The following is a 17,731-nucleotide window of genomic DNA, read 5'->3' on the forward strand; positions in this document are numbered from 1 at the left end:
ACCCCGATGAGCCAGGCGGCACAGAACCTGAACTGGTTGATCACCAACTTCGTGGACAACACCCCCGGGGTGTCCCACACCGTCGTGGTGTCCGCGGACGGACTCCTACTGGCGATGTCCGAAGGCTTCCCCCGCGACCGCGCCGACCAGCTCGCGGCCGTCGCCTCCGGTCTGACCTCGCTGACCGCGGGCGCCTCCCGGATCTTCGAGGGCGGCACCGTGTCGCAGACGGTCGTCGAGATGGAGCGCGGCTTCCTCTTCCTGATGTCCGTCTCGGACGGGTCGTCCCTGGCGGTCCTGGCCCACCCCGAGTGCGACATCGGCCTCGTCGGCTACGAGATGGCGCTGCTCGTCGACCGCGCGGGGGCGGTCCTGACACCCGATCTGCGCGCCGAACTGCAGGGCAGTCTGCTGCACTGACCGGCTCCGGCACCAACCAACTCACCACATCACCGTCCGGCCGCCACAATCCCCCCACCGGCCCCGTCAGACGGCTTGACTGACCGACTTGCTGTCCCGCCCGGAGGATTCATGACCCCGCCCCCCGCCTCTCATGATCCGTACGCTGAGCCGTACGGGGATGAGGGCGACCAGCCGCTGGTACGTCCGTATGCGATGACCGGCGGCCGGACCCGGCCGCGCTACCAGCTCGCCATCGAGGCACTGATCAGCACGACGGCCGACCCGGCAGCGCTGATGGGACTGCTCCCGGAGCACCAGCGGATCTGCCACCTGTGCCGCGAGGTGAAATCCGTGGCCGAGGTCTCGGCGCTCCTGGCCATGCCGCTCGGCGTGGCCAGGATCCTCGTCGCGGACCTCGCTGAGGCCGGCCTGGTGGCCATCCACCAGCCGGGCGGGGACGAGAACAACGGTGGCGCTCCGGACGTGACGCTGCTCGAAAGGGTGCTCAGTGGACTTCGCAAGCTCTGACGCGGGCCGGGCGACGACGTCCGCGAAGATCGTGGTGGCGGGCGGCTTCGGCGTGGGCAAGACCACGTTCGTCGGCGCCGTCTCAGAGATCAACCCGCTGCGCACGGAGGCCGTGATGACGTCCGCTTCGGCGGGCATCGACGACCTCACCCACACCGGGGACAAGACCACCACCACGGTGGCCATGGACTTCGGCCGCATCACACTCGACCAGGACCTGATCCTGTACCTGTTCGGCACCCCCGGACAGGACCGCTTCTGGTTCATGTGGGACGACCTCGTCCGCGGCGCCATCGGCGCCATCGTCCTCGTCGACACCCGCAGGCTCGCCGACTGCTTCCCCGCCGTCGACTACTTCGAGAACAGCGGACTGCCCTTCGTCATCGCCCTCAACGGCTTCGACGGCCAGCAGCCCTACACTCCCGACGAGGTCCGCGAAGCACTCCAGATCGGCCCCGACGCCCCCATCATCACCACCGACGCCCGACACCGCGCCGACGCCAAGTCCGCCCTCATCACCCTGGTGGAACACGCCCTCATGGCCCGACTGAGGTAGCCAGGGCAACCGAACTAGCCCTGAAGTCGGCAGCGCCGTACGGCAGTTGTCGTAGATGCACCGGGGCCGGCTGTGTCCTTTGACACGGCCGGCCCCGGTGTTCATAACGTTTCGGCAGAGGAATCCCGTGGTACGGCCACGCGTCGCGCACATGTGATGCCGCTGTGCGCACGATTCCCCGGACTTTTGCCGGGGGTAGTTGTTTATGCCCGTTTTATCTGGGACGTGCGTCACGTGGAAGCATCCGTTTCCACTGTTTGGAAGAGCGCATGTTGACGTGCTGGAATGCCTGAACTACCCCATGGTCAAAGACGTACTCACCGGTAGTGGGCCGTCGATGGCACGGACCGGGTTCTGAGACACTGCGGCACAACGTAGGTGCCGACCGCCGAGAGGTTGTTGGTCGAGTGAGGCGAAGCAAGAACGGCCCCGAGCCGTCGGCCCGGGGTAATTTCACCCCGCCGCCGCGCGGTACGGCGCCCGCGCACGTGCCCGGTTCGAAACCGACGGCCGCGCCCACCGCGAGCGGCGGCCGACTCTCCCCGCGCAACTGGCGGGTGCCGACCCGGCTGAACGCGATCCTGCTCCTTCCCGTACTGGTCGGCCTGGTCATGGGCGGCTTCCAGGTCAACAGCTCCATCAACACCTGGCAGAACGCCCAGGACGCCGAGCACACCGCACGTCTGGTGCGGGCCTCGCTGGCCTACGCCGACGCCCTCTACCACGAGCGCGACGTCAGCGCGGCCCCGCTGCTCCAGGGCAAGGGCCAGAACGACCCGACCGTCACCGAGGCCCGCGAGCTGACCGACCAGGCCGCCGACGCCTTCGACCGGGCCGCGCAGTCCATGCCGCACAAGGCCGGCCTGGAACGCCGACTCAAGCTCTTCCGCGACACCGAGCCCGAACTCCAGCAGCTGCGTGCCGCGGCGTTCAGCTCCAAGCTGCCCGGTGTGCAGACCGAGGAGGGCTACGTCAAGGTCGCCCACCCGCTGATGGAGTTCGCCAACGAACTCGGCCTGGGCACCGGCAACATCACCTCCTACGGCCGTACCGTCTACGCCATCTCGCTGACCAAGGCCGCGCTGTCGCTCGAGCGCTCGATCGGCATGCACCTGCTGATCAAGCCCGGCCCCGGCGCCGAGGACCTGGCCGGCCAGCGGGTCGCCCTGTCCTCCTACGCCTACCTCGAGGGCGTCGCCGTCGAGGAGTACATCGGCGGCGGCACCCAGGAGGACGCGGACAAGCTGGACGCGCTGAAGCGGGAGATCCAGGCCAAGGCCACGACCATGGGCGAGCAGGCCAAGGCCAAGGACCCCGGCTACGTGGCCCCGCCGGACGACCCGACCAAGATGGTCACCGCGCTGGCCACGCTGGGCGGCACGGACCCGGCCGAGCGCGCGGCACTGGCGCAGAAGGGCATCACGCCCGAGAACTGGTGGGCGGTCAACACCCTCAAGTTCGACGCCTACCGCCAGATCGAGTCGGACATGGCCGACACCGCGGTGAACGAGGCGGCCTCGATCGCCGACAACGCCAAGCAGTCGACGTTCATCACCGGCGCGGTCGTCCTGGTCGCCCTGCTCGCCGCGTTCCTCCTGGCCGCCCTGGTGGCCCGCCAGATGAGCCGCTCCATGCGCCGGCTGCGCAACGCCGCCTTCGGCATCGCCGAGCAGCGCCTGCCGATGCTGGTCGACCAGCTCTCGCGCACCGACCCCGGCCGCGTCGACACCCGGGTCGCGCCGATCCCGATCACCTCGACCGACGAGATCGGCGAGGTCGCCCGCGCCTTCGACCAGGTGCACCGCGAGGCCGTCCGACTCGCCTCCGAACAGGCCCTGCTGCGGGGCAACATCAACGCGATCTTCACCAACCTCTCGCGCCGCAACCAGTCGCTGATCGAGGGCCAGCTGACCCTGATCACGGACCTGGAGAACAACGAGGCCGACCCGGACCAGCTGGAGAACCTCTTCCGGCTGGACCACCTGGCGACCCGTATGCGCCGCAACGGCGAGAACCTCCTCGTCCTCGCCGGCGAGGAGCCCGGCCGCCGCTGGGACCAGCCGGTCCCGCTGGTCGACGTGCTGCGCGCCGCCTCCTCCGAGGTGGAGCAGTACGAGCGCATCGAGATGTCCGGCGTGCCCGAGGCCGAGATCCACGGCCGCGCGGTCACCGACCTCGTGCACCTGCTGGCCGAGCTGCTGGAGAACGCCACCACGTTCTCCTCGCCGCAGACCAAGGTCCGGGTCACCGCGACCCGGCTGCCCGACGGCCGGGTCATGATCGAGATCCACGACAAGGGCATCGGCCTGACCGCCGAGGACTTCGCGGACATCAACCACAAGCTGGCCAACCCGCCCACCGTGGACGCGGCGATCTCCCAGCGCATGGGCCTGTTCGTGGTCGGCCGCCTGGCCGACCGGCACGGCATCCGCGTACAGCTGCGCCCCTCCGGCGAGCAGGCCGGCACCACCTCGCTGGTCATGCTGCCGGACGCGATCACCCACGGCGGTGGCGGCGAACAGGCGCTGGACCGCGACGACTTCACCGTGTCGCAGATCATCCCGGAGCAGGAGCTCCAGGGCGAGGACTTCGGCGCTCCCCAGCCCATGCGTACCGCCGCGGAGCTCGGCTTCGACGACAGCCGGTACGCCGACACCCCGGACGGCTCCCGGCAGTTGGACCCCGTCGGCCGCTCCCTCAAGCGCGAGGAGCGCCGCGCCGCCCTGGGGGCCCAGACGCACGACCGGCCGGCGGACCCGGAGACGGCCGAGCCGGCCGGGTTCCCCGACGAGCACACCGGGCAGCAGCCGGTGTACGACACCGGCCGGCCGCCGTTCCCCGAGCAGGGCGGGTACGACCCGCAGACGTCGTACGAGGAACCGCAGCACGCTGCGTACGACCAGCAGCAGACGGCCTACGACGAGCAGGGCGGCCCGTCGTACGACGAGGGGTACTACGCGCCGAACGGCGGTGCGCCGCAGGGCGATGCCTACTCGTCCAACGGCGGCTACCCCCACGCCGGTTATGCGGAGTCCGGGCAGCAGGAGCACGCGTCGGCGCACGCCGCGGCGCCGGAGGCGTACGCCGACTTCCAGGCGCAGCCCTACCAGGACGGCTGGCCGCAGCCGGACGGGTACCAGAACGGTTACCCGGACCAGTACGCTCCGGAAGCGGAATCCCCGCAGGCCGCTGACGCGACCGAGGCGGACCACGTAGGCTTCGAGCGTCCGGGACCGGCTCCCTCCGCCGTCCACGAGCTGACCGACGCCGGGCTGCCCCGCCGCGGATCCGTCGCGAGCGGTTCCAACGGCGCGGGGCCGGTGGACCAGGAGGAACCGACCGATACTTCGGAGGGCGACGTCGACGTCGACGGTTGGCGTTCGGCGAACGACAACCGCTGGCAGCAAGCCTCGCAGCTTCGCAAGCCCAAGGCAGGCGGGGTCACCTCCTCCGGACTGCCGCGGCGCGTGCCCAAGGCCAACCTGGTCGAAGGCACCGCGGAATCAACCCCGCAGGGTGGCCCACAGGTCTCCCGCGCCCCCGAGGACATCCGGGGCAGGCTGAGCAACCTGCGCCGGGGCGTCCAACGAGGACGCAACGCAGGAATTGACAAGAACGGCCAGGCCACAAGGAATGAACACAGTGGTCCTGACAGCACCTACAACCAGGAGCGTTAGTGTGAGCCCGATGAGCCAGGCGGCGCAGAACCTGAACTGGTTGATCACCAACTTCGTGGACAACACCCCCGGGGTGTCCCACACCGTGGTGGTCTCCGCCGACGGACTCCTTCTGGCGATGTCCGAAGGCTTCCCCCGCGACCGCGCCGACCAGCTCGCGGCCGTCGCCTCCGGTCTGACCTCGCTGACCGCCGGTGCCTCGCGCATCTTCGAGGGCGGCAGCGTGAACCAGACCGTTGTGGAGATGGAGCGGGGATTCCTCTTCATCATGTCCATCTCCGACGGTTCGTCGCTCGCGGTTCTCGCACACCCCGAGGCGGACATCGGCCTCATCGGGTACGAGATGGCCCTTCTGGTGGACCGTGCGGGTACGGTCCTGACGCCGGACCTCCGGGCGGAGCTCCAGGGAAGCCTTCTCAACTAACAGACAGCCGGTGCGTTTTGGCGTCCCGGGGCCGTAAGGTTTCGGGACGCGGCTCCACATGTTGGGTGCCCGGCACAGTCGGAGGAGGAGAGAACGTGGCAACACCCCCAGGCGGTTCGCCTTCGGGCAACTGGTCGTACGGCCCCGCACAGGGTGCGGGCAACGGTTCGGCGAACCAGTACGGCTTTCCCTCCACCCCCCACCACCGGCAGCCATACACGCCGCAGGGCCCCGGTCCGTCTCCGTACGACCAGCCGCCCGCGCCGCGCATCCAGCCGGTGCAGCCACAACGACGCATCCCTGAACCGGCGCCCGCGGGGGCGTCGAACAACCCCCTGGTGCGCCCGTACGCCATGACGGGCGGACGCACCAGGCCGCGGTACCAGCTCGCCATAGAGGCACTGGTGCACACCACCGCGCAGCCGCACCAGATGCAGGGCCAGCTGCCCGAACATCAGCGGATCTGCCATCTGTGCCGCGAGATCAAATCGGTGGCCGAGATCTCGGCCCTGCTTTCGATCCCTCTCGGCGTGGCCAGGATCCTCGTCGCCGACTTGGCGGAGGCGGGCCTGGTCGCCATCCATCAGCCCGGCGGCGACGAGAACGCCGGTGGCCAGCCAGACGTGACACTGCTCGAAAGGGTGCTCAGTGGACTTCGCAAGCTCTAGCGGCGGTCCTTCCCGCTCCACCACCTCCGCGAAGATCGTGGTGGCGGGCGGCTTCGGCGTGGGCAAGACCACGTTCGTCGGCGCCGTCTCAGAGATCAACCCGCTGCGCACGGAGGCCGTGATGACGTCCGCTTCGGCGGGCATCGACGACCTCACCCACACCGGGGACAAGACCACCACCACGGTGGCCATGGACTTCGGCCGCATCACACTCGACCAGGACCTGATCCTGTACCTGTTCGGCACCCCCGGACAGGACCGCTTCTGGTTCATGTGGGACGACCTCGTCCGCGGCGCCATCGGCGCCATCGTGCTCGTCGACACCCGCAGGCTCGCCGACTGCTTCCCCGCCGTCGACTACTTCGAGAACAGCGGACTGCCCTTCGTCATCGCCCTCAACGGCTTCGACGGCAACCAGCCGTACAACCCGGAAGAGGTCCGCGAGGCGCTGCAGATCGGCCCCGACGCCCCCATCATCACCACCGACGCCCGACACCGCGCCGACGCCAAGTCCGCCCTCATCACCCTGGTGGAACACGCCCTCATGGCCCGACTGAGGTAACACTCGGGACGAACCAGCAGGCGGCCCTCCCGCAAGGGAAGGGCCGCCTGCTTTTCCCCAGCGGGTGCGCACACGACACAAGAGGGCCCCTCCGACGGGAGGGGCCCTCTTTGTCATGACGGCTGGCCGGGCTGGCCGGCGACCTGCCTAGCCGTGCCAGCTGTGCGGGGCGCGGAAGCCGTTCTCGCGCTCCAGCCGGCGCCAGCCGGCCTTGGCCCGGCCACGGTGGGCCGGGGTCGTGTCGGCGGGGCGGGCCGCGGCGCGGGCCAGGAGGAGGGCCGTGATGGCGGCGACCTCCTCGGGCTCGGCGTGGCCCTTCTCGACGCGGATGTCAACGTTGTCCATGGGTGTCAGTCTCCGTGGCTGAGGGGTCCGCGGGATGACCGCGGGGCGTCCGCTGGGTTACTGCGGGGGGTTGCCGTGCTTGCGGGAGGGCAGGTCGGCGTGCTTCGAGTGCAGCATCGCCAGGGACTTCACCAGGACCTCGCGGGTGTCGGCGGGGTCGATGACGTCGTCGACCAGGCCGCGCTCGGCCGCGTAGTAGGGGTGCATCAGCTCGGCCTTGTACTCCTTGACCATCTTCTGCCGCATGGCCTCGGGGTCCTCGGCCCCGGCGATCTGGCGGCGGAAGATGACGTTGGCCGCGCCCTCGGCGCCCATCACGGCGATCTCGTTCGTCGGCCAGGCGTAGGTGAGGTCGGCCCCGATCGACTGGCTGTCCATGACGATGTAGGCACCTCCGTACGCCTTGCGCAGGATCAGCGAGATCCTCGGCACGGTGGCGTTGCAGTAGGCGTAGAGCAGCTTGGCGCCGTGCCGGATGATTCCACCGTGCTCCTGGTCGACGCCGGGCAGGAAGCCGGGTACGTCCAGAAGAGTGACGATCGGGATGTTGAAGGCGTCGCACATCTGCACGAAGCGGGCGGCCTTCTCGGACGCCTCGATGTCCAGGACACCGGCCAGGACCTGGGGCTGGTTGGCGATGATGCCGACGGCCTGGCCGTCCAGACGGGCCAGCGCGCAGATGATGTTCCGCGCCCAGCGCTCGTGGACCTCCAGGTACTCGCCGTCGTCGACGATCTCCTCGATGACCTTGGCCATGTCGTACGGCCGGTTGCCGTCCGCCGGGACCAGGTCCAGCAGGACGTCGGAGCGGCGGTCGACCGGGTCGGTCGACTCCACCCGCGGCGGGGTCTCCCGGTTGTTCTGCGGCAGCAGCGAGAGGAGGTAGCGCACCTCGGCGATGCACGTCTCCTCGTCGTCGTAGGCGAAGTGGCACACGCCGGAGGTCTCGGCGTGCACGTCGGCGCCGCCCAGGCCGTTCTGGGTGATCTCCTCGCCGGTGACCGCCTTGACCACGTCGGGGCCGGTGATGAACATCTGCGAGGTCTCGCGCACCATGAACACGAAGTCCGTGAGCGCGGGGCTGTAGGCGGCGCCGCCGGCGCACGGGCCGAGCATCACGCTGATCTGCGGGATGACCCCGGACGCCTTGGTGTTGCGCTGGAAGATGCCGCCGTAGCCGGCCAGCGCGGAGACACCCTCCTGGATGCGGGCGCCGGCGCCGTCGTTGAGGGAGACCAGCGGGGCGCCGGCCGCGATGGCCATGTCCATGATCTTGTGGATCTTCGTGGCGTGGGCCTCGCCCAGCGCACCGCCGAAGATCCGGAAGTCGTGGGCGTAGACGAAGACCGTCCGGCCCTCCACCGTGCCCCAGCCGGTGATCACACCGTCCGTGTACGGCTTCTTGGCCTCGAGCCCGAACCCGCTGGCCCGGTGCCGGCGCAGCTGCTCGACCTCCTGGAAGGAACCCGGGTCAAGGAGCAGTTCGATCCGCTCCCGCGCGGTCAGCTTGCCCTTGGCGTGCTGCGCCGCGGTCGCCTTCTCGCTGGGGCCCGCCACCGCCTGCGCACGGATCCCGTGCAGTTCGGCGACCCGGCCGCGCGCGTCCGCCGGCTCACCCGTCGTCTCTTCCAAAACGGTCATGCAGCGACCTTACGAAGGACACCTGTGAAAGCGGGCCGTTGACTCCGTACAGTCTCCGACCCGTTTTCCTGGTGCGACCGAACAGAACCGTGGCGGCTTGCAGCCCTTCCGACTGCTCAGAGGGCTTCCGCATTGTGGGGACGTCACAAAGTCCGGGCATGGGAGCCTGCTCACATTCGGACGCGGCAGATGCCCTCGCTGGAGTGATGTGCAGACCCGGACGGCGGCGGGCTCGCACAGAGCGTAGCCGCCGTCCGGGGTGACGGGCTGCGGGTCAGCAGCCGCCGCAGTTGTAGTACAGGACGTCCCAGTGGTTGCCCTCGTCGGCGTAGATGTTGCCGGAGCCGGACTGCCACTGCGGGTAGCCGTCGCCCCGCAGGCCGATGTAGGCGAAGTAGTTCTTGACGTAGTTGGTCACGCAGGTGTTCTTGCCGAAGTCGAGCTTGTAGCCGTTCCAGTGGGAGTAGGTTCCGGAGGCGTGACCGGTCTCCGTGCCGCCGGTGATGTTGAGGGCGCAGCCACTGGCCCGCTTGAGGGTCTGGGCCCCTTGCGCGGTGGCGAGGTTGAGCTGGTCGAAGGACGTACAGGTCGCGACGTTGCGATTGGAGCAGCCGCCGGAGGACGACCAGGTGATGCCCACGCTGCTGAACATCTGGGTCGCGGTGGCGTGGCTGATCTTCGTGTCGGCGGAGGCCTCGGTGGCGGTGCCGATGACCGCGACTCCGGGGGCGACGACGAGGGCGAGGGCGGTGACCGCCGCGCGGGCCCTGGTGAGCTTGCCGACCTTGGTGGTCTTCATGGGGGGGAACCTTCCTGCTGGAGGCCGTGCGTCCTGTGGGGCGGCTGTGCAGGTGGTGCAGGGAGATAGTGCCCGAGGTCTACGCGCGTCCGCCAGAGGGCGTGGGTGAATAACTGTGCGCGATTCGGCGAACACGCACCGGATGATGTTGAAAGTCGAACGGAATAGGTCTACCGTCGTAGTCGTTCACTTCATTGAATCTTCAACATACTCGGCGCCGAGTCTCCGCGCCGAGCGACCCACCGTCCTCAAAGGAGCACCTCATGGGCATCTTCGGCCGCAAGAACGACGCCGCCGGCACCACCACCGCCACCACCACCGCCGTGAACCCGGACCTGGCCGCGCTCACCGGCGACTACACGATCGACCCGGCCCACTCCACGCTCGGCTTCGTCGCGCGGCACGCCATGGTCACGAACGTCAAGGGCAAGTTCAACGACTTCACCGGCACGCTGCGCCTGGACGGCACCGACCCCGCCGCCTCCACCGCGACCATCGACGTCACGATGGACAGCATCGACACGGGCTCCGCGGACCGCGACGGCCACCTGAAGAGCGCGGACTTCTTCAAGACCGAGGAGTTCCCGCAGATGACCTTCCGCTCCACCAAGGCGGAGGCCCTGGGCGGCGACGACTACCGCATCACCGGCGACCTGACCATCCTCGGCGTCACCAAGCCGCTCGCCATCGACCTGGAGTTCAACGGCGCCGCCAAGGACCCGTTCGGCAACGAGCGCGTCGGCTTCGAGGGCAAGGCCGAGATCCTGCGCTCGGAGTGGGGCCTGACCTGGAACGCGGCCCTGGAGACCGGTGGCGTCCTGGTCTCCGACAAGATCAAGCTGAACTTCGACATCTCGGCCGTCAAGAACGCCTGAGCCGGGCTCAGAACCCGCCCCCGAAGTCACCGCCTCCCCCACCGAAGTCGCCGCCCCCGCCGTCACCGAAGCCGCCGTCGAAGTCACCCGAGTCGAAGTCCGCGCCCGACAGGTCGCCGCCCTGGTAGCCGTTCGCGCCGAAGTCGCCGTAGCCGGTGCCGTAGTCGGCCGCGTACGACGGGGTGGCCATCATGCCGCCGAGCAGCGTGCCGACCAGGAGGCCGGGCAGCAGGCCGCCGCCGAAGTAGCCGCCCGCCCAGGGGCCGTAGGCGGGGCCGGCGTCCCAGTAGGGGCGGCGGCCCCCCTCGGTGTCGACCTCGCGGACGTGCGGGTCGCGGCCGTCGGCCAGGCGGACCTGGTCGGCGGCGCACACCGGGACCTGACGGGCCGCCCCGCCCGGAGGCGTCCAGGTGGCGTCGGCGACCGAGGGGCCGTGACGCGGGTCGAAGAAGCAGGGCGGGCGGCGCTCGGGCAGCGGACGGCCCTCGCGGCGCGCGGCGAGCAGGGTGAGCGAGAACCGCCCGTCCTCCAGGGCCCGGGTCACCGCCCGCACGTCCTCCGGTCTGCGGGCGTCGGCCATGTACTGCTTGGCCTGCTCGTAGGCGTCCAGCGCGCGTTCGTAGTCCGCCCGCATGGCGTCGTCGGCGCCGGCCTCCGCCGGATGGAAGTCGAGGCGGTCCAGCTCCTCGCCGAAGGCGGTGATGTCCTCGTCGACGACGACCCGCAGCTTCTCCAGCGCGGCCCGCTGCTCCGCCTCCCGGCGGCTCCTGCCGCGCCGGGCGAGGGTGTACGCGCCCACACCGCCCGCCACCAGGACCACGGCGACGGTGATCAGCGCCGTGCCGGGCACCGTGCCGCCGCGGCCGGTGTAGCCCCAGGTGGAGGGTGCCGAGCCGCCCATGGTGGTGAGGGCACGGTCGGTGAAGTCGGTGAGCTGGGTCGGGGCGCTCTCCCCCTGGACGCTGGTGACGAGGTTGCTCACGGCGGTGCGCGACAGCACCGAGGAGTCGGCGCGGGCGTCGAAGCGGTCGCCGAGGCGGACGGCGTAGGCGCCGGTGATGCCGGTGGCCGTGCGCAGCTCGGTGAACAGGTTCCGCGTCGGGTAGTTCGCCGGCAGCACGGCGATGAACAGGGGCTTTCCGGCCTCCTTGATCCGCCGGGTGAGGGCGGCGGCCTCGGCGGGCGACAGCTGGGCGGACGCGGCCGGGTCGACGTAGACCGGGCTCCTGCGGAGCGCTGCGGCGATCGTGGAGACACGGGTGACCGTCGCGGCCCGGGGCACACCCTCGGGCGCCGTCACCCGGGGCACTCCGTCCGGCAGGACGTTCCTCACCGGTCCGTCGGGCAGGACGTTCCTGACCGGTACGGCCACAGAACGGGTGGCTCCCGCCGCCGTCGTCCCGGCGCCCTCCGTCCCGGCCGCCGCGACGGAGGCCGGCATCGCGACCAGCACGGCGGCCACGACCGCGGGCGCGAGGGTGAGCAGCGGACGGAGAAGGGCTCGGGCCGGGGCGACGACCTTCATGCTTCGAAGTTACCCGAAGCCGGACATAACCGGCCGCTCGAAGGGGGCGGTGCACGCCGGAGCGGGGGCGCCCCGCGCACCCGCGCGGCACGCCCCCGCTCACTGATCAGTGATCACTGATCAACGGTCATGCGGCCGTGTAGGCCTTGGTGAGCTGTTCCACCGCCGCCCCGTACCGCCCGGTCAGCAGCAGGTGATCCGCGTCGGCGAAGGGTTTCGCCACCGCCGCGCTCATCCGCCCGTCCGCCTTCTGCTGGACGATCAGCCGGGCCTTGGTGACCAGCTCGCGGCCCACGGCGTCGGCGCCCACCCGCTCGGCCGCCCGTGCCGCCAGGCCCAGCGCCTTGAGCGTCGCCGTACCGCCGGCCGGGACACCGGTGAGCGTGGTCAGGCCCCAGCCGTAGGGGAACTGCGGGTCGTACACCGTGTCGCCCACGTTGATCGGGAGCTGCTCCTGCGACTTCGGCCAGGTCACCGGGAGCTGCCCGATGAAGGGCCGGGTGCCGTAGAGCACGTCGGCCACGCCGTCGCCCTCGGTTCCCGGCAGCCAGGAGGCGACCAGGGCGTCGATCTTCCCGAGCCGGTCGCCGATGAGCTGCGGGCGCCCGGAGACGATCAGCACCACGCACTTCATCGCCCCGCACACCGTGTCCACGGCGGCCCGGTCGGCGGCCGACAGCTGGAGGTCGTGGCCGTTGCCGACGTCGCCCACACCCTCGGCGTACGGGGTCTCGCCGACGACGACCACCCCCACGTCGTGACCGGCCGTGGGCGCCGAGGCGTCCTTGGAGTAGGTGACGTTGCCGCCCGCCTTGCGCATGGCCTGGAGGATCGTCGTGCCCTGGGTGTGGGTGCCGGACTCGCCCTGCCAGGTGATGGTCCAGCCGCCGGTCTGGTTGCCGAGGTCGTCGGCGTTGGACCCGGCCACGTAGACCTTGGCCTTCTTCTTCAGCGGCAGCAGGCCGCCCTTGTTCTTCAGCAGCACCTGGGACTCGGCGGCGGCCTGTCGGGCGACGGCACGGTGGTCGGCGGAGCCGATCCGCCGGGCGCCGGAGGTGTCGGCGTAGGGGTGCTCGAAGAGGCCCAGTTCGAACTTCTTGGTGAGGATCCGGGAGACCGCGTCGTCGATCCGCTGCCCGCTGATCCGCCCCGCCTTCACCTCGGCGATCAGGGTCGCCCGGAAGTCCTGGTACGCGTACGGCACCATGATCATGTCCACCCCGGCGTTGACCGACGTGCGGACCTGCGCGGCGGCGTCGCCGGGGAGCTGGTCGATGGCGGCCCAGTCGCTGATGACGAAGCCGTCGAAGCCCATGCGGTCCTTGAGCACGCCGTTGAGCATGTCGCCGCGGGCGTGCATCTTCACCGGGCCCTGCCCGTCGCCGACGACGTCCAGCGAGGAGTACGACGGCATGACCGAGCCGATGCCGCGGTCCACGGCCGTCCGGTACGGCGCCAGGTGGACGTCCTCCAGTTGCTGCCGGGTGACCCTGGTGACGCCCTGGTCGGTGGTGTAGGTGCCGGTGGTGGAGGAGCCGTACAGGGTGCCTCCGTCGCCGACGAAGTGCTTGGCGGTGGCCAGCACCTTGTCGCCACGGCTCAGGTCCCGCCCGTCCGCGCGCCCCTGGAGGCCCTGGATGACGGTCTCCATGGACTCCACGAGCGCCGGGTCCTCGCCGAAGGACTCGTAGGAGCGGCCCCAGCGTTCGTCGCGGGTGACGCACAGGCAGGGCGCGAAGTCCCAGTGGATCCCGGTGGCGCGGACCTCGCTCGCCGTCACCGCGGCGGTCTTCTCGGCCAGCCTGGGGTCACGGGTGGCGCCGATGCCGATGTTGTGCGGCATGACCGTGGCGCCGGCCAGGTTGTTGTGCCCGTGCACCGCGTCCACCCCGTAGACCAGCGGGATCTGGAGGCGGGTGGCCCGGGTGCGCAGCTGGAAGTCGTCGATCATCGTCGCCCAGGCCTGCGGGGTGTTGGGCGTGGGAGTCGAACCGCCGCCGGACAGCAGGGAGCCCAGGGCGTAGGAGGCGATGTCGCCCGGCGCAGTCATCGCCCCGCGTTCGGCCTGGGTCATCTGCCCGGCCTTCTCCTCCAGGGACATCCGGGAGAGCAGGTCCGCGACCCGCTTGCGCACCGGCAGCCTGCTGTCGAGGTACGGCAGCCCGTGCGCGTCGACGACGATCTGCGGGGTCTCCGCGGGGGCCCTGGCGCCGGTGACGGTGAGCTGGAGCGGGATCGTCCCGGCGGCCTGCGCCGCCTTGGCCTTGAACGAGGTGACCTTGACGGTGCGGGAGGTGCCGGAGGCGGTGCCCGCGGGGAAGGTGAGGGTGCCGGAGACCGGGGTGTAGTCCCTGCCGGGCTCGGCGGTGCCGGTGCCGGTGCGGTAGACGACCGTCACGGGCTCGTCGAGCGGGGCGGAGCCGGTGGTGGCGAGGGTGACCTTCACCGCGGCCGTGCCGCCCCCGGTGACCGGGTAGACGGGCGCGTCGGTGGTGACGGAGGCGCGCAGCGACTGGTCGGCCCTGCCGTACAACTGCACGTCGTCCATGGCGAATCGCCCCTTGACGCCGGTGGGCAGGGTGACGGCGTACCCCCACATCGCGGTGAGGCCGAGGACGTGGTCGATGCCGCCGACCGGCTGGTAGTCCGTGCGATAGGCGAAGTCGGTGAAGGGCAGCTCGATCTGCTTCCAGCCCGTGAAGTCGTCGGTGAAGGACGTCGTCCACAGCTCGGAGGCCTCGCCGTGCGCACCGCCGTCCTTGATCTCGAAGGCGACCTTCCGGCCGTTGTCCTGGCCCTCCCACCAGAACCGGATGCCCTGGTGGGCGGACCAGTCGTGGGCCGGCAGGTCGGCCGCGAAGTCGTGGGTGAAGCCGCCGTAACCGCTGATGTCGTACGTACCGGAGAGGACCTTGGCGCCCTCGGGTGCGTCGGAGCGCTCGGCGAGCGCCAGAGTGGGCGGATCGTCGCTGTCGCCGCCCCAGGTGAAGATGCCCTCGGCGGGCTGTGCGGCGAAGGGCACCTCGCCCTCAAAACGGTCGATGGACACGGGTGCGGGGGCTGGGTCGTCGGCGTCGTCGGCGGCGTGCGCCGACGCGAGCGGGATCAGGGCGGCGAGCAGACCGGCGGAGACGAGCAGGGCGGTTCTTCGCATGGGCGGACCTTCCCTCGGCTCTGGGACTTGCCTGGGTTCATGATTCACTCACGACTTAGATCACGCCTTGAGTGAACTAGCGCCCCTCGCTACCGTCAAGAGCGCTCGCACGCCCCCTCCCCCACCTCACGAAGGGCGGCACACCGGGCCGGCGGCTCCCCGCGGACGTATCGTCGGGGATGCCCCCGTGCCCGACATGACCACCCCGACCAGGAGCGCCGGCATGACCACACCCCGGGACCTGTTGATCATCAGCATGGACGTGCCGTCCGAGCGCCCCGTCGAGCAGGGCGACCTGTCGCTCGCGCTGGCGGGTGCCGAACTGGCCGACCTCCTCGCCGCCGGAGCCGCCGGCCTGGACGGCGACCACATCGTCCCGCTCCCCCGGCGGGACACCGGGGACCGGCTCCTGGACCAGGCGGCGGCGTCGCTCAGGGAACGGACGCCGCACGAGTCCGTCGAGGACTGGCTGTGGCGCCGCGGCGAGGGTCTGGCCGCCGCCTACCACGACGCCCTGGACGCACAGGGGCAGCTCACCGGGCGACGGCGCCGCTGGTTGCCCGTCCGCGGGGACCGGGAGGCGCCCGCCGGCGCACCGGCGCGGCGCGAGGCCGCCGAGCGCTGGGCCTCCGGCGACCCCGTCATCGCCGGTCTCGCGGCCGCCGTGGGCATCGAGGCCGAGCCGGGTGCCCCGCTCACCGCCCCGGACGACGACGCCCTGGTCACCGTGCTGGCCACCGTCAACGACGCGGTGACGGAGCTGGAGGCCGTACGGCAGCGGCGGCGCATCGAGAACGCGGCCTTCGACAACATCTGGCGCGCTCCCTGACGGGAGCGCGCCGCTCCACCGGCTACCGCGCGGGTTCCACGCCGGCGCGCAGCAGGCCGTAGGTGTACGCGTCCTCCAGGGCCTGCCAGGAGGCCGCGATCACGTTGTCGGCCACGCCCACCGTGGACCACTCGCCCTGACCGTCCGAGGTGGAGATCAGGACGCGGGTGGTGGAGGAGGTGCCGTGCTTGCCTTCCAGGATGCGGACCTTGTAGTCGACCAGGCCGAGGGAGGCGAGTGAGGGGTAGATCTTCTCCAGGGCCACGCGCAGGGCGCGGTCCAGGGCGTTGACCGGGCCGTTGCCCTCGGCAGTGGCGACGATGCGCTCGCTCTTGGCCCACAGCTTGACCGTGGCCTCGTTGGCGTGGGTGCCGTCGGGGCGGTCCTCGACGATGGCCCGCCAGGACTCGACGTCGAAGTACCTCAGCGGCCTGCCCTCGACCTCGGCGCGCAGCAGCAGTTCGAAGCTCGCGTCCGCCGCCTCGTAGGTGTAGCCCTTGAGCTCGCGCTCCTTGACCCGCTCGACCACGCGGCCGACCAGTTCGCGGTCGTCGCCGAGGTCGATGCCGAGTTCCTTGCCCTTGAGCTCGATGGAGGCCCGGCCGGCCATGTCGGAGACCAGCATGCGCATGGTGTTGCCGACCTGCTCGGGGTCGATGTGCTGGTACAGGTCCGGGTCGACCTTGATGGCGGAGGCGTGCAGCCCGGCCTTGTGGGCGAAGGCGGAAACACCCACATAGGGCTGGTGGGTGGAGGGCGTGAGATTGACGACCTCGGCGATGGCGTGCGAGATGCGGGTCGTCTCCCGCAGCCGGCCCTCGGGCAGCACCCGCTTGCCGTACTTCAGCTCCAGGGCCGCGACCACCGGGAAGAGGTTGGCGTTGCCGACCCGCTCGCCGTAGCCGTTGGCCGTGCACTGCACGTGGGTGGCGCCGGCGTCCACGGCCGCGAGGGTGTTGGCGACCGCGCAGCCGGTGTCGTCCTGGGCGTGGATGCCGAGGCGGGCGCCGGTGTCCGCGAGGACGGTGGAGACAACCGCGTGGACCTGGGCGGGCAGCATGCCGCCGTTGGTGTCGCAGAGGATCACCACGTCCGCGCCGGCCTCCGCGGCGGTGCGGACGACGGCCTTGGCGTACTGGGGGTTGGCGCGGTAGCCGTCGAAGAAGTGCTCGCAGTCGACGAAGACCCGGCGGCCCTCGGCGCGCAGGTGGGAGACGGTGTCACGGACCATCTCCAGGTTCTCCTCCAGCGTGGTGCGCAGCGCCAGCTCCACGTGGCGGTCGTGCGCTTTGGCGACCAGGGTGATCACCTCGGCGCCGGATTCCAGCAGCGCCCTGACCTGGGGGTCGTCCGCGGCCTTGCCGCCGGCCCGCCGGGTCGCGCCGAAGGCCACCAGCTGGGCGTTCCTGAAGTCGATCTCCTGCCGGGCGCGGGCGAAGAACTCGGTGTCCCGCGGGTTGGCGCCGGGCCAGCCGCCCTCGATGAAGCCCACGCCGAAGTCGTCCAGGTGCCGAGCGATGGCCAGCTTGTCGGCGACCGTGAGGTTGATCCCCTCACGCTGGGCGCCGTCGCGCAGGGTGGTGTCGAAGACGTGGAACGAATCGTCGAGCTGGCTGGTTGCGGTCATGGTCTCAAGGCTCCTGTTTTGCAATCTCGGTCTTGCCGTCAATGACCGGCTCCACCGTCCCCCCAATGGTCCCTCGCGCAGCGGTCCCGGCTGTGGGTGGGCCAGGAAAACGAAAGACC

General features: G+C 70.6%; 15 protein-coding genes. 9 read left to right on the forward strand and 6 right to left on the reverse strand.

Annotation, left to right across the window (positions count from 1 at the left end; all coding sequences use genetic code 11):
* Nucleotides 1-6: 6 nt before the first annotated feature.
* The 7 genes from ACIHCX_RS29590 to ACIHCX_RS29620 all read left to right on the forward strand — a co-directional run bounded on the left by ACIHCX_RS29590 (nt 7) and on the right by ACIHCX_RS29620 (nt 6,817).
* Nucleotides 7-420 carry a roadblock/LC7 domain-containing protein gene (locus ACIHCX_RS29590; RefSeq protein WP_070022333.1) on the forward strand — a complete coding sequence of 138 codons (414 nt, stop codon included), beginning with the start codon at nt 7-9 and terminating at the stop codon, nt 418-420.
* Between the two features lie 111 nt (nt 421-531).
* Entirely contained in the window at nt 532-930 is a 399-nt protein-coding gene (locus tag ACIHCX_RS29595; RefSeq protein WP_141358025.1) for a DUF742 domain-containing protein, read from the forward strand.
* The gene (locus ACIHCX_RS29600; protein ID WP_400034771.1) at nt 911-1,486 is read left to right on the forward strand and encodes a GTP-binding protein; all 576 of its coding nucleotides are present in this window, start codon (nt 911-913) and stop codon (nt 1,484-1,486) included. The genes ACIHCX_RS29595 and ACIHCX_RS29600 overlap by 20 nt, the downstream gene beginning before the upstream one ends.
* Before the next feature lie 407 nt (nt 1,487-1,893).
* On the forward strand, nt 1,894-5,163 hold the full coding sequence (locus tag ACIHCX_RS29605) for a nitrate- and nitrite sensing domain-containing protein (RefSeq protein WP_400034773.1): 3,270 nt from the start codon (nt 1,894-1,896) through the stop codon (nt 5,161-5,163).
* 10 nt (nt 5,164-5,173) lie between these two features.
* Nucleotides 5,174-5,587, forward strand: a complete 414-nt coding sequence (locus ACIHCX_RS29610) for a roadblock/LC7 domain-containing protein (protein ID WP_004983065.1) — start codon at nt 5,174-5,176, stop codon at nt 5,585-5,587.
* A gap of 95 nt (nt 5,588-5,682) precedes the next feature.
* A complete protein-coding gene (locus ACIHCX_RS29615; protein WP_400034775.1) occupies nt 5,683-6,255 on the forward strand; it encodes a DUF742 domain-containing protein in 573 nt (190 codons plus the stop codon).
* Nucleotides 6,236-6,817 carry an ATP/GTP-binding protein gene (locus tag ACIHCX_RS29620; RefSeq protein ID WP_103554950.1) on the forward strand — a complete coding sequence of 194 codons (582 nt, stop codon included), beginning with the start codon at nt 6,236-6,238 and terminating at the stop codon, nt 6,815-6,817. The genes ACIHCX_RS29615 and ACIHCX_RS29620 overlap by 20 nt, the downstream gene beginning before the upstream one ends.
* Nucleotides 6,818-6,964: 147 nt before the next feature.
* Here ACIHCX_RS29620 and ACIHCX_RS29625 read toward each other — a convergent pair whose 3' ends face one another.
* The 3 genes from ACIHCX_RS29625 to ACIHCX_RS29635 form a co-directional block, all read right to left on the reverse strand.
* Nucleotides 6,965-7,162 carry an acyl-CoA carboxylase epsilon subunit gene (locus tag ACIHCX_RS29625; RefSeq protein WP_392307287.1) on the reverse strand — a complete coding sequence of 66 codons (198 nt, stop codon included), beginning with the start codon at nt 7,160-7,162 and terminating at the stop codon, nt 6,965-6,967.
* 57 nt (nt 7,163-7,219) lie between these two features.
* On the reverse strand, nt 7,220-8,803 hold the full coding sequence (locus ACIHCX_RS29630) for an acyl-CoA carboxylase subunit beta (RefSeq protein WP_400034777.1): 1,584 nt from the start codon (nt 8,801-8,803) through the stop codon (nt 7,220-7,222).
* A 274-nt stretch (nt 8,804-9,077) separates the two neighbouring features.
* The gene (locus ACIHCX_RS29635; RefSeq protein WP_400034779.1) at nt 9,078-9,602 is read right to left on the reverse strand and encodes a hypothetical protein; all 525 of its coding nucleotides are present in this window, start codon (nt 9,600-9,602) and stop codon (nt 9,078-9,080) included.
* Between the two features lie 263 nt (nt 9,603-9,865).
* Here ACIHCX_RS29635 and ACIHCX_RS29640 point away from each other — a divergent pair, with 263 nt between their 5' ends.
* On the forward strand, nt 9,866-10,477 hold the full coding sequence (locus ACIHCX_RS29640; RefSeq protein ID WP_400034781.1) for a YceI family protein: 612 nt from the start codon (nt 9,866-9,868) through the stop codon (nt 10,475-10,477).
* A 7-nt stretch (nt 10,478-10,484) separates the two neighbouring features.
* Here ACIHCX_RS29640 and ACIHCX_RS29645 read toward each other — a convergent pair whose 3' ends face one another.
* Together ACIHCX_RS29645 and ACIHCX_RS29650 are read right to left on the reverse strand one after the other, a co-directional pair.
* Nucleotides 10,485-12,002 carry a hypothetical protein gene (locus ACIHCX_RS29645; protein WP_400034783.1) on the reverse strand — a complete coding sequence of 506 codons (1,518 nt, stop codon included), beginning with the start codon at nt 12,000-12,002 and terminating at the stop codon, nt 10,485-10,487.
* Between the two features lie 127 nt (nt 12,003-12,129).
* Nucleotides 12,130-15,156 (reverse strand): glycoside hydrolase family 3 protein, encoded by a 3,027-nt coding sequence (locus ACIHCX_RS29650; protein WP_400034785.1) that lies wholly within the window; start codon nt 15,154-15,156, stop codon nt 12,130-12,132.
* 223 nt (nt 15,157-15,379) lie between these two features.
* Between ACIHCX_RS29650 and ACIHCX_RS29655 the strand changes: the two genes are divergently transcribed.
* Nucleotides 15,380-15,985 carry a GPP34 family phosphoprotein gene (locus ACIHCX_RS29655; RefSeq protein ID WP_400034787.1) on the forward strand — a complete coding sequence of 202 codons (606 nt, stop codon included), beginning with the start codon at nt 15,380-15,382 and terminating at the stop codon, nt 15,983-15,985.
* Nucleotides 15,986-16,007: 22 nt separating this feature from the next.
* Here the strand turns inward: ACIHCX_RS29655 and cimA are convergent, their stop codons facing one another.
* A complete protein-coding gene (gene cimA, locus ACIHCX_RS29660; RefSeq protein ID WP_400034789.1) occupies nt 16,008-17,612 on the reverse strand; it encodes a citramalate synthase in 1,605 nt (534 codons plus the stop codon).
* Between the last annotated feature and the right edge of the window lie 119 nt (nt 17,613-17,731).

The sequence above is a fragment of the Streptomyces sp. NPDC052043 genome (assembly GCF_044548235.1).
Classification (GTDB): Bacteria; Actinomycetota; Actinomycetes; order Streptomycetales; family Streptomycetaceae; genus Streptomyces.

What these genes read in the sequence shown, in the direction of transcription:
- ACIHCX_RS29640 (WP_400034781.1), top strand. Translation starts at nt 9,866, where the DNA reads ATGGGCATCTTCGGCCGCAAGAACGACGCCGCCGGCACCACCACCGCC.
- ACIHCX_RS29595 (WP_141358025.1), top strand. Translation starts at nt 532, where the DNA reads ATGACCCCGCCCCCCGCCTCTCATGATCCGTACGCTGAGCCGTACGGG.
- ACIHCX_RS29625 (WP_392307287.1), bottom strand. Translation starts at nt 7,162, where the DNA reads ATGGACAACGTTGACATCCGCGTCGAGAAGGGCCACGCCGAGCCCGAG.
- ACIHCX_RS29655 (WP_400034787.1), top strand. Translation starts at nt 15,380, where the DNA reads ATGACCACACCCCGGGACCTGTTGATCATCAGCATGGACGTGCCGTCC.
- ACIHCX_RS29590 (WP_070022333.1), top strand. Translation starts at nt 7, where the DNA reads ATGAGCCAGGCGGCACAGAACCTGAACTGGTTGATCACCAACTTCGTG.
- ACIHCX_RS29645 (WP_400034783.1), bottom strand. Translation starts at nt 12,002, where the DNA reads ATGAAGGTCGTCGCCCCGGCCCGAGCCCTTCTCCGTCCGCTGCTCACC.
- ACIHCX_RS29630 (WP_400034777.1), bottom strand. Translation starts at nt 8,803, where the DNA reads ATGACCGTTTTGGAAGAGACGACGGGTGAGCCGGCGGACGCGCGCGGC.
- ACIHCX_RS29635 (WP_400034779.1), bottom strand. Translation starts at nt 9,602, where the DNA reads ATGAAGACCACCAAGGTCGGCAAGCTCACCAGGGCCCGCGCGGCGGTC.
- ACIHCX_RS29610 (WP_004983065.1), top strand. Translation starts at nt 5,174, where the DNA reads ATGAGCCAGGCGGCGCAGAACCTGAACTGGTTGATCACCAACTTCGTG.
- ACIHCX_RS29650 (WP_400034785.1), bottom strand. Translation starts at nt 15,156, where the DNA reads ATGCGAAGAACCGCCCTGCTCGTCTCCGCCGGTCTGCTCGCCGCCCTG.
- cimA (WP_400034789.1), bottom strand. Translation starts at nt 17,612, where the DNA reads ATGACCGCAACCAGCCAGCTCGACGATTCGTTCCACGTCTTCGACACC.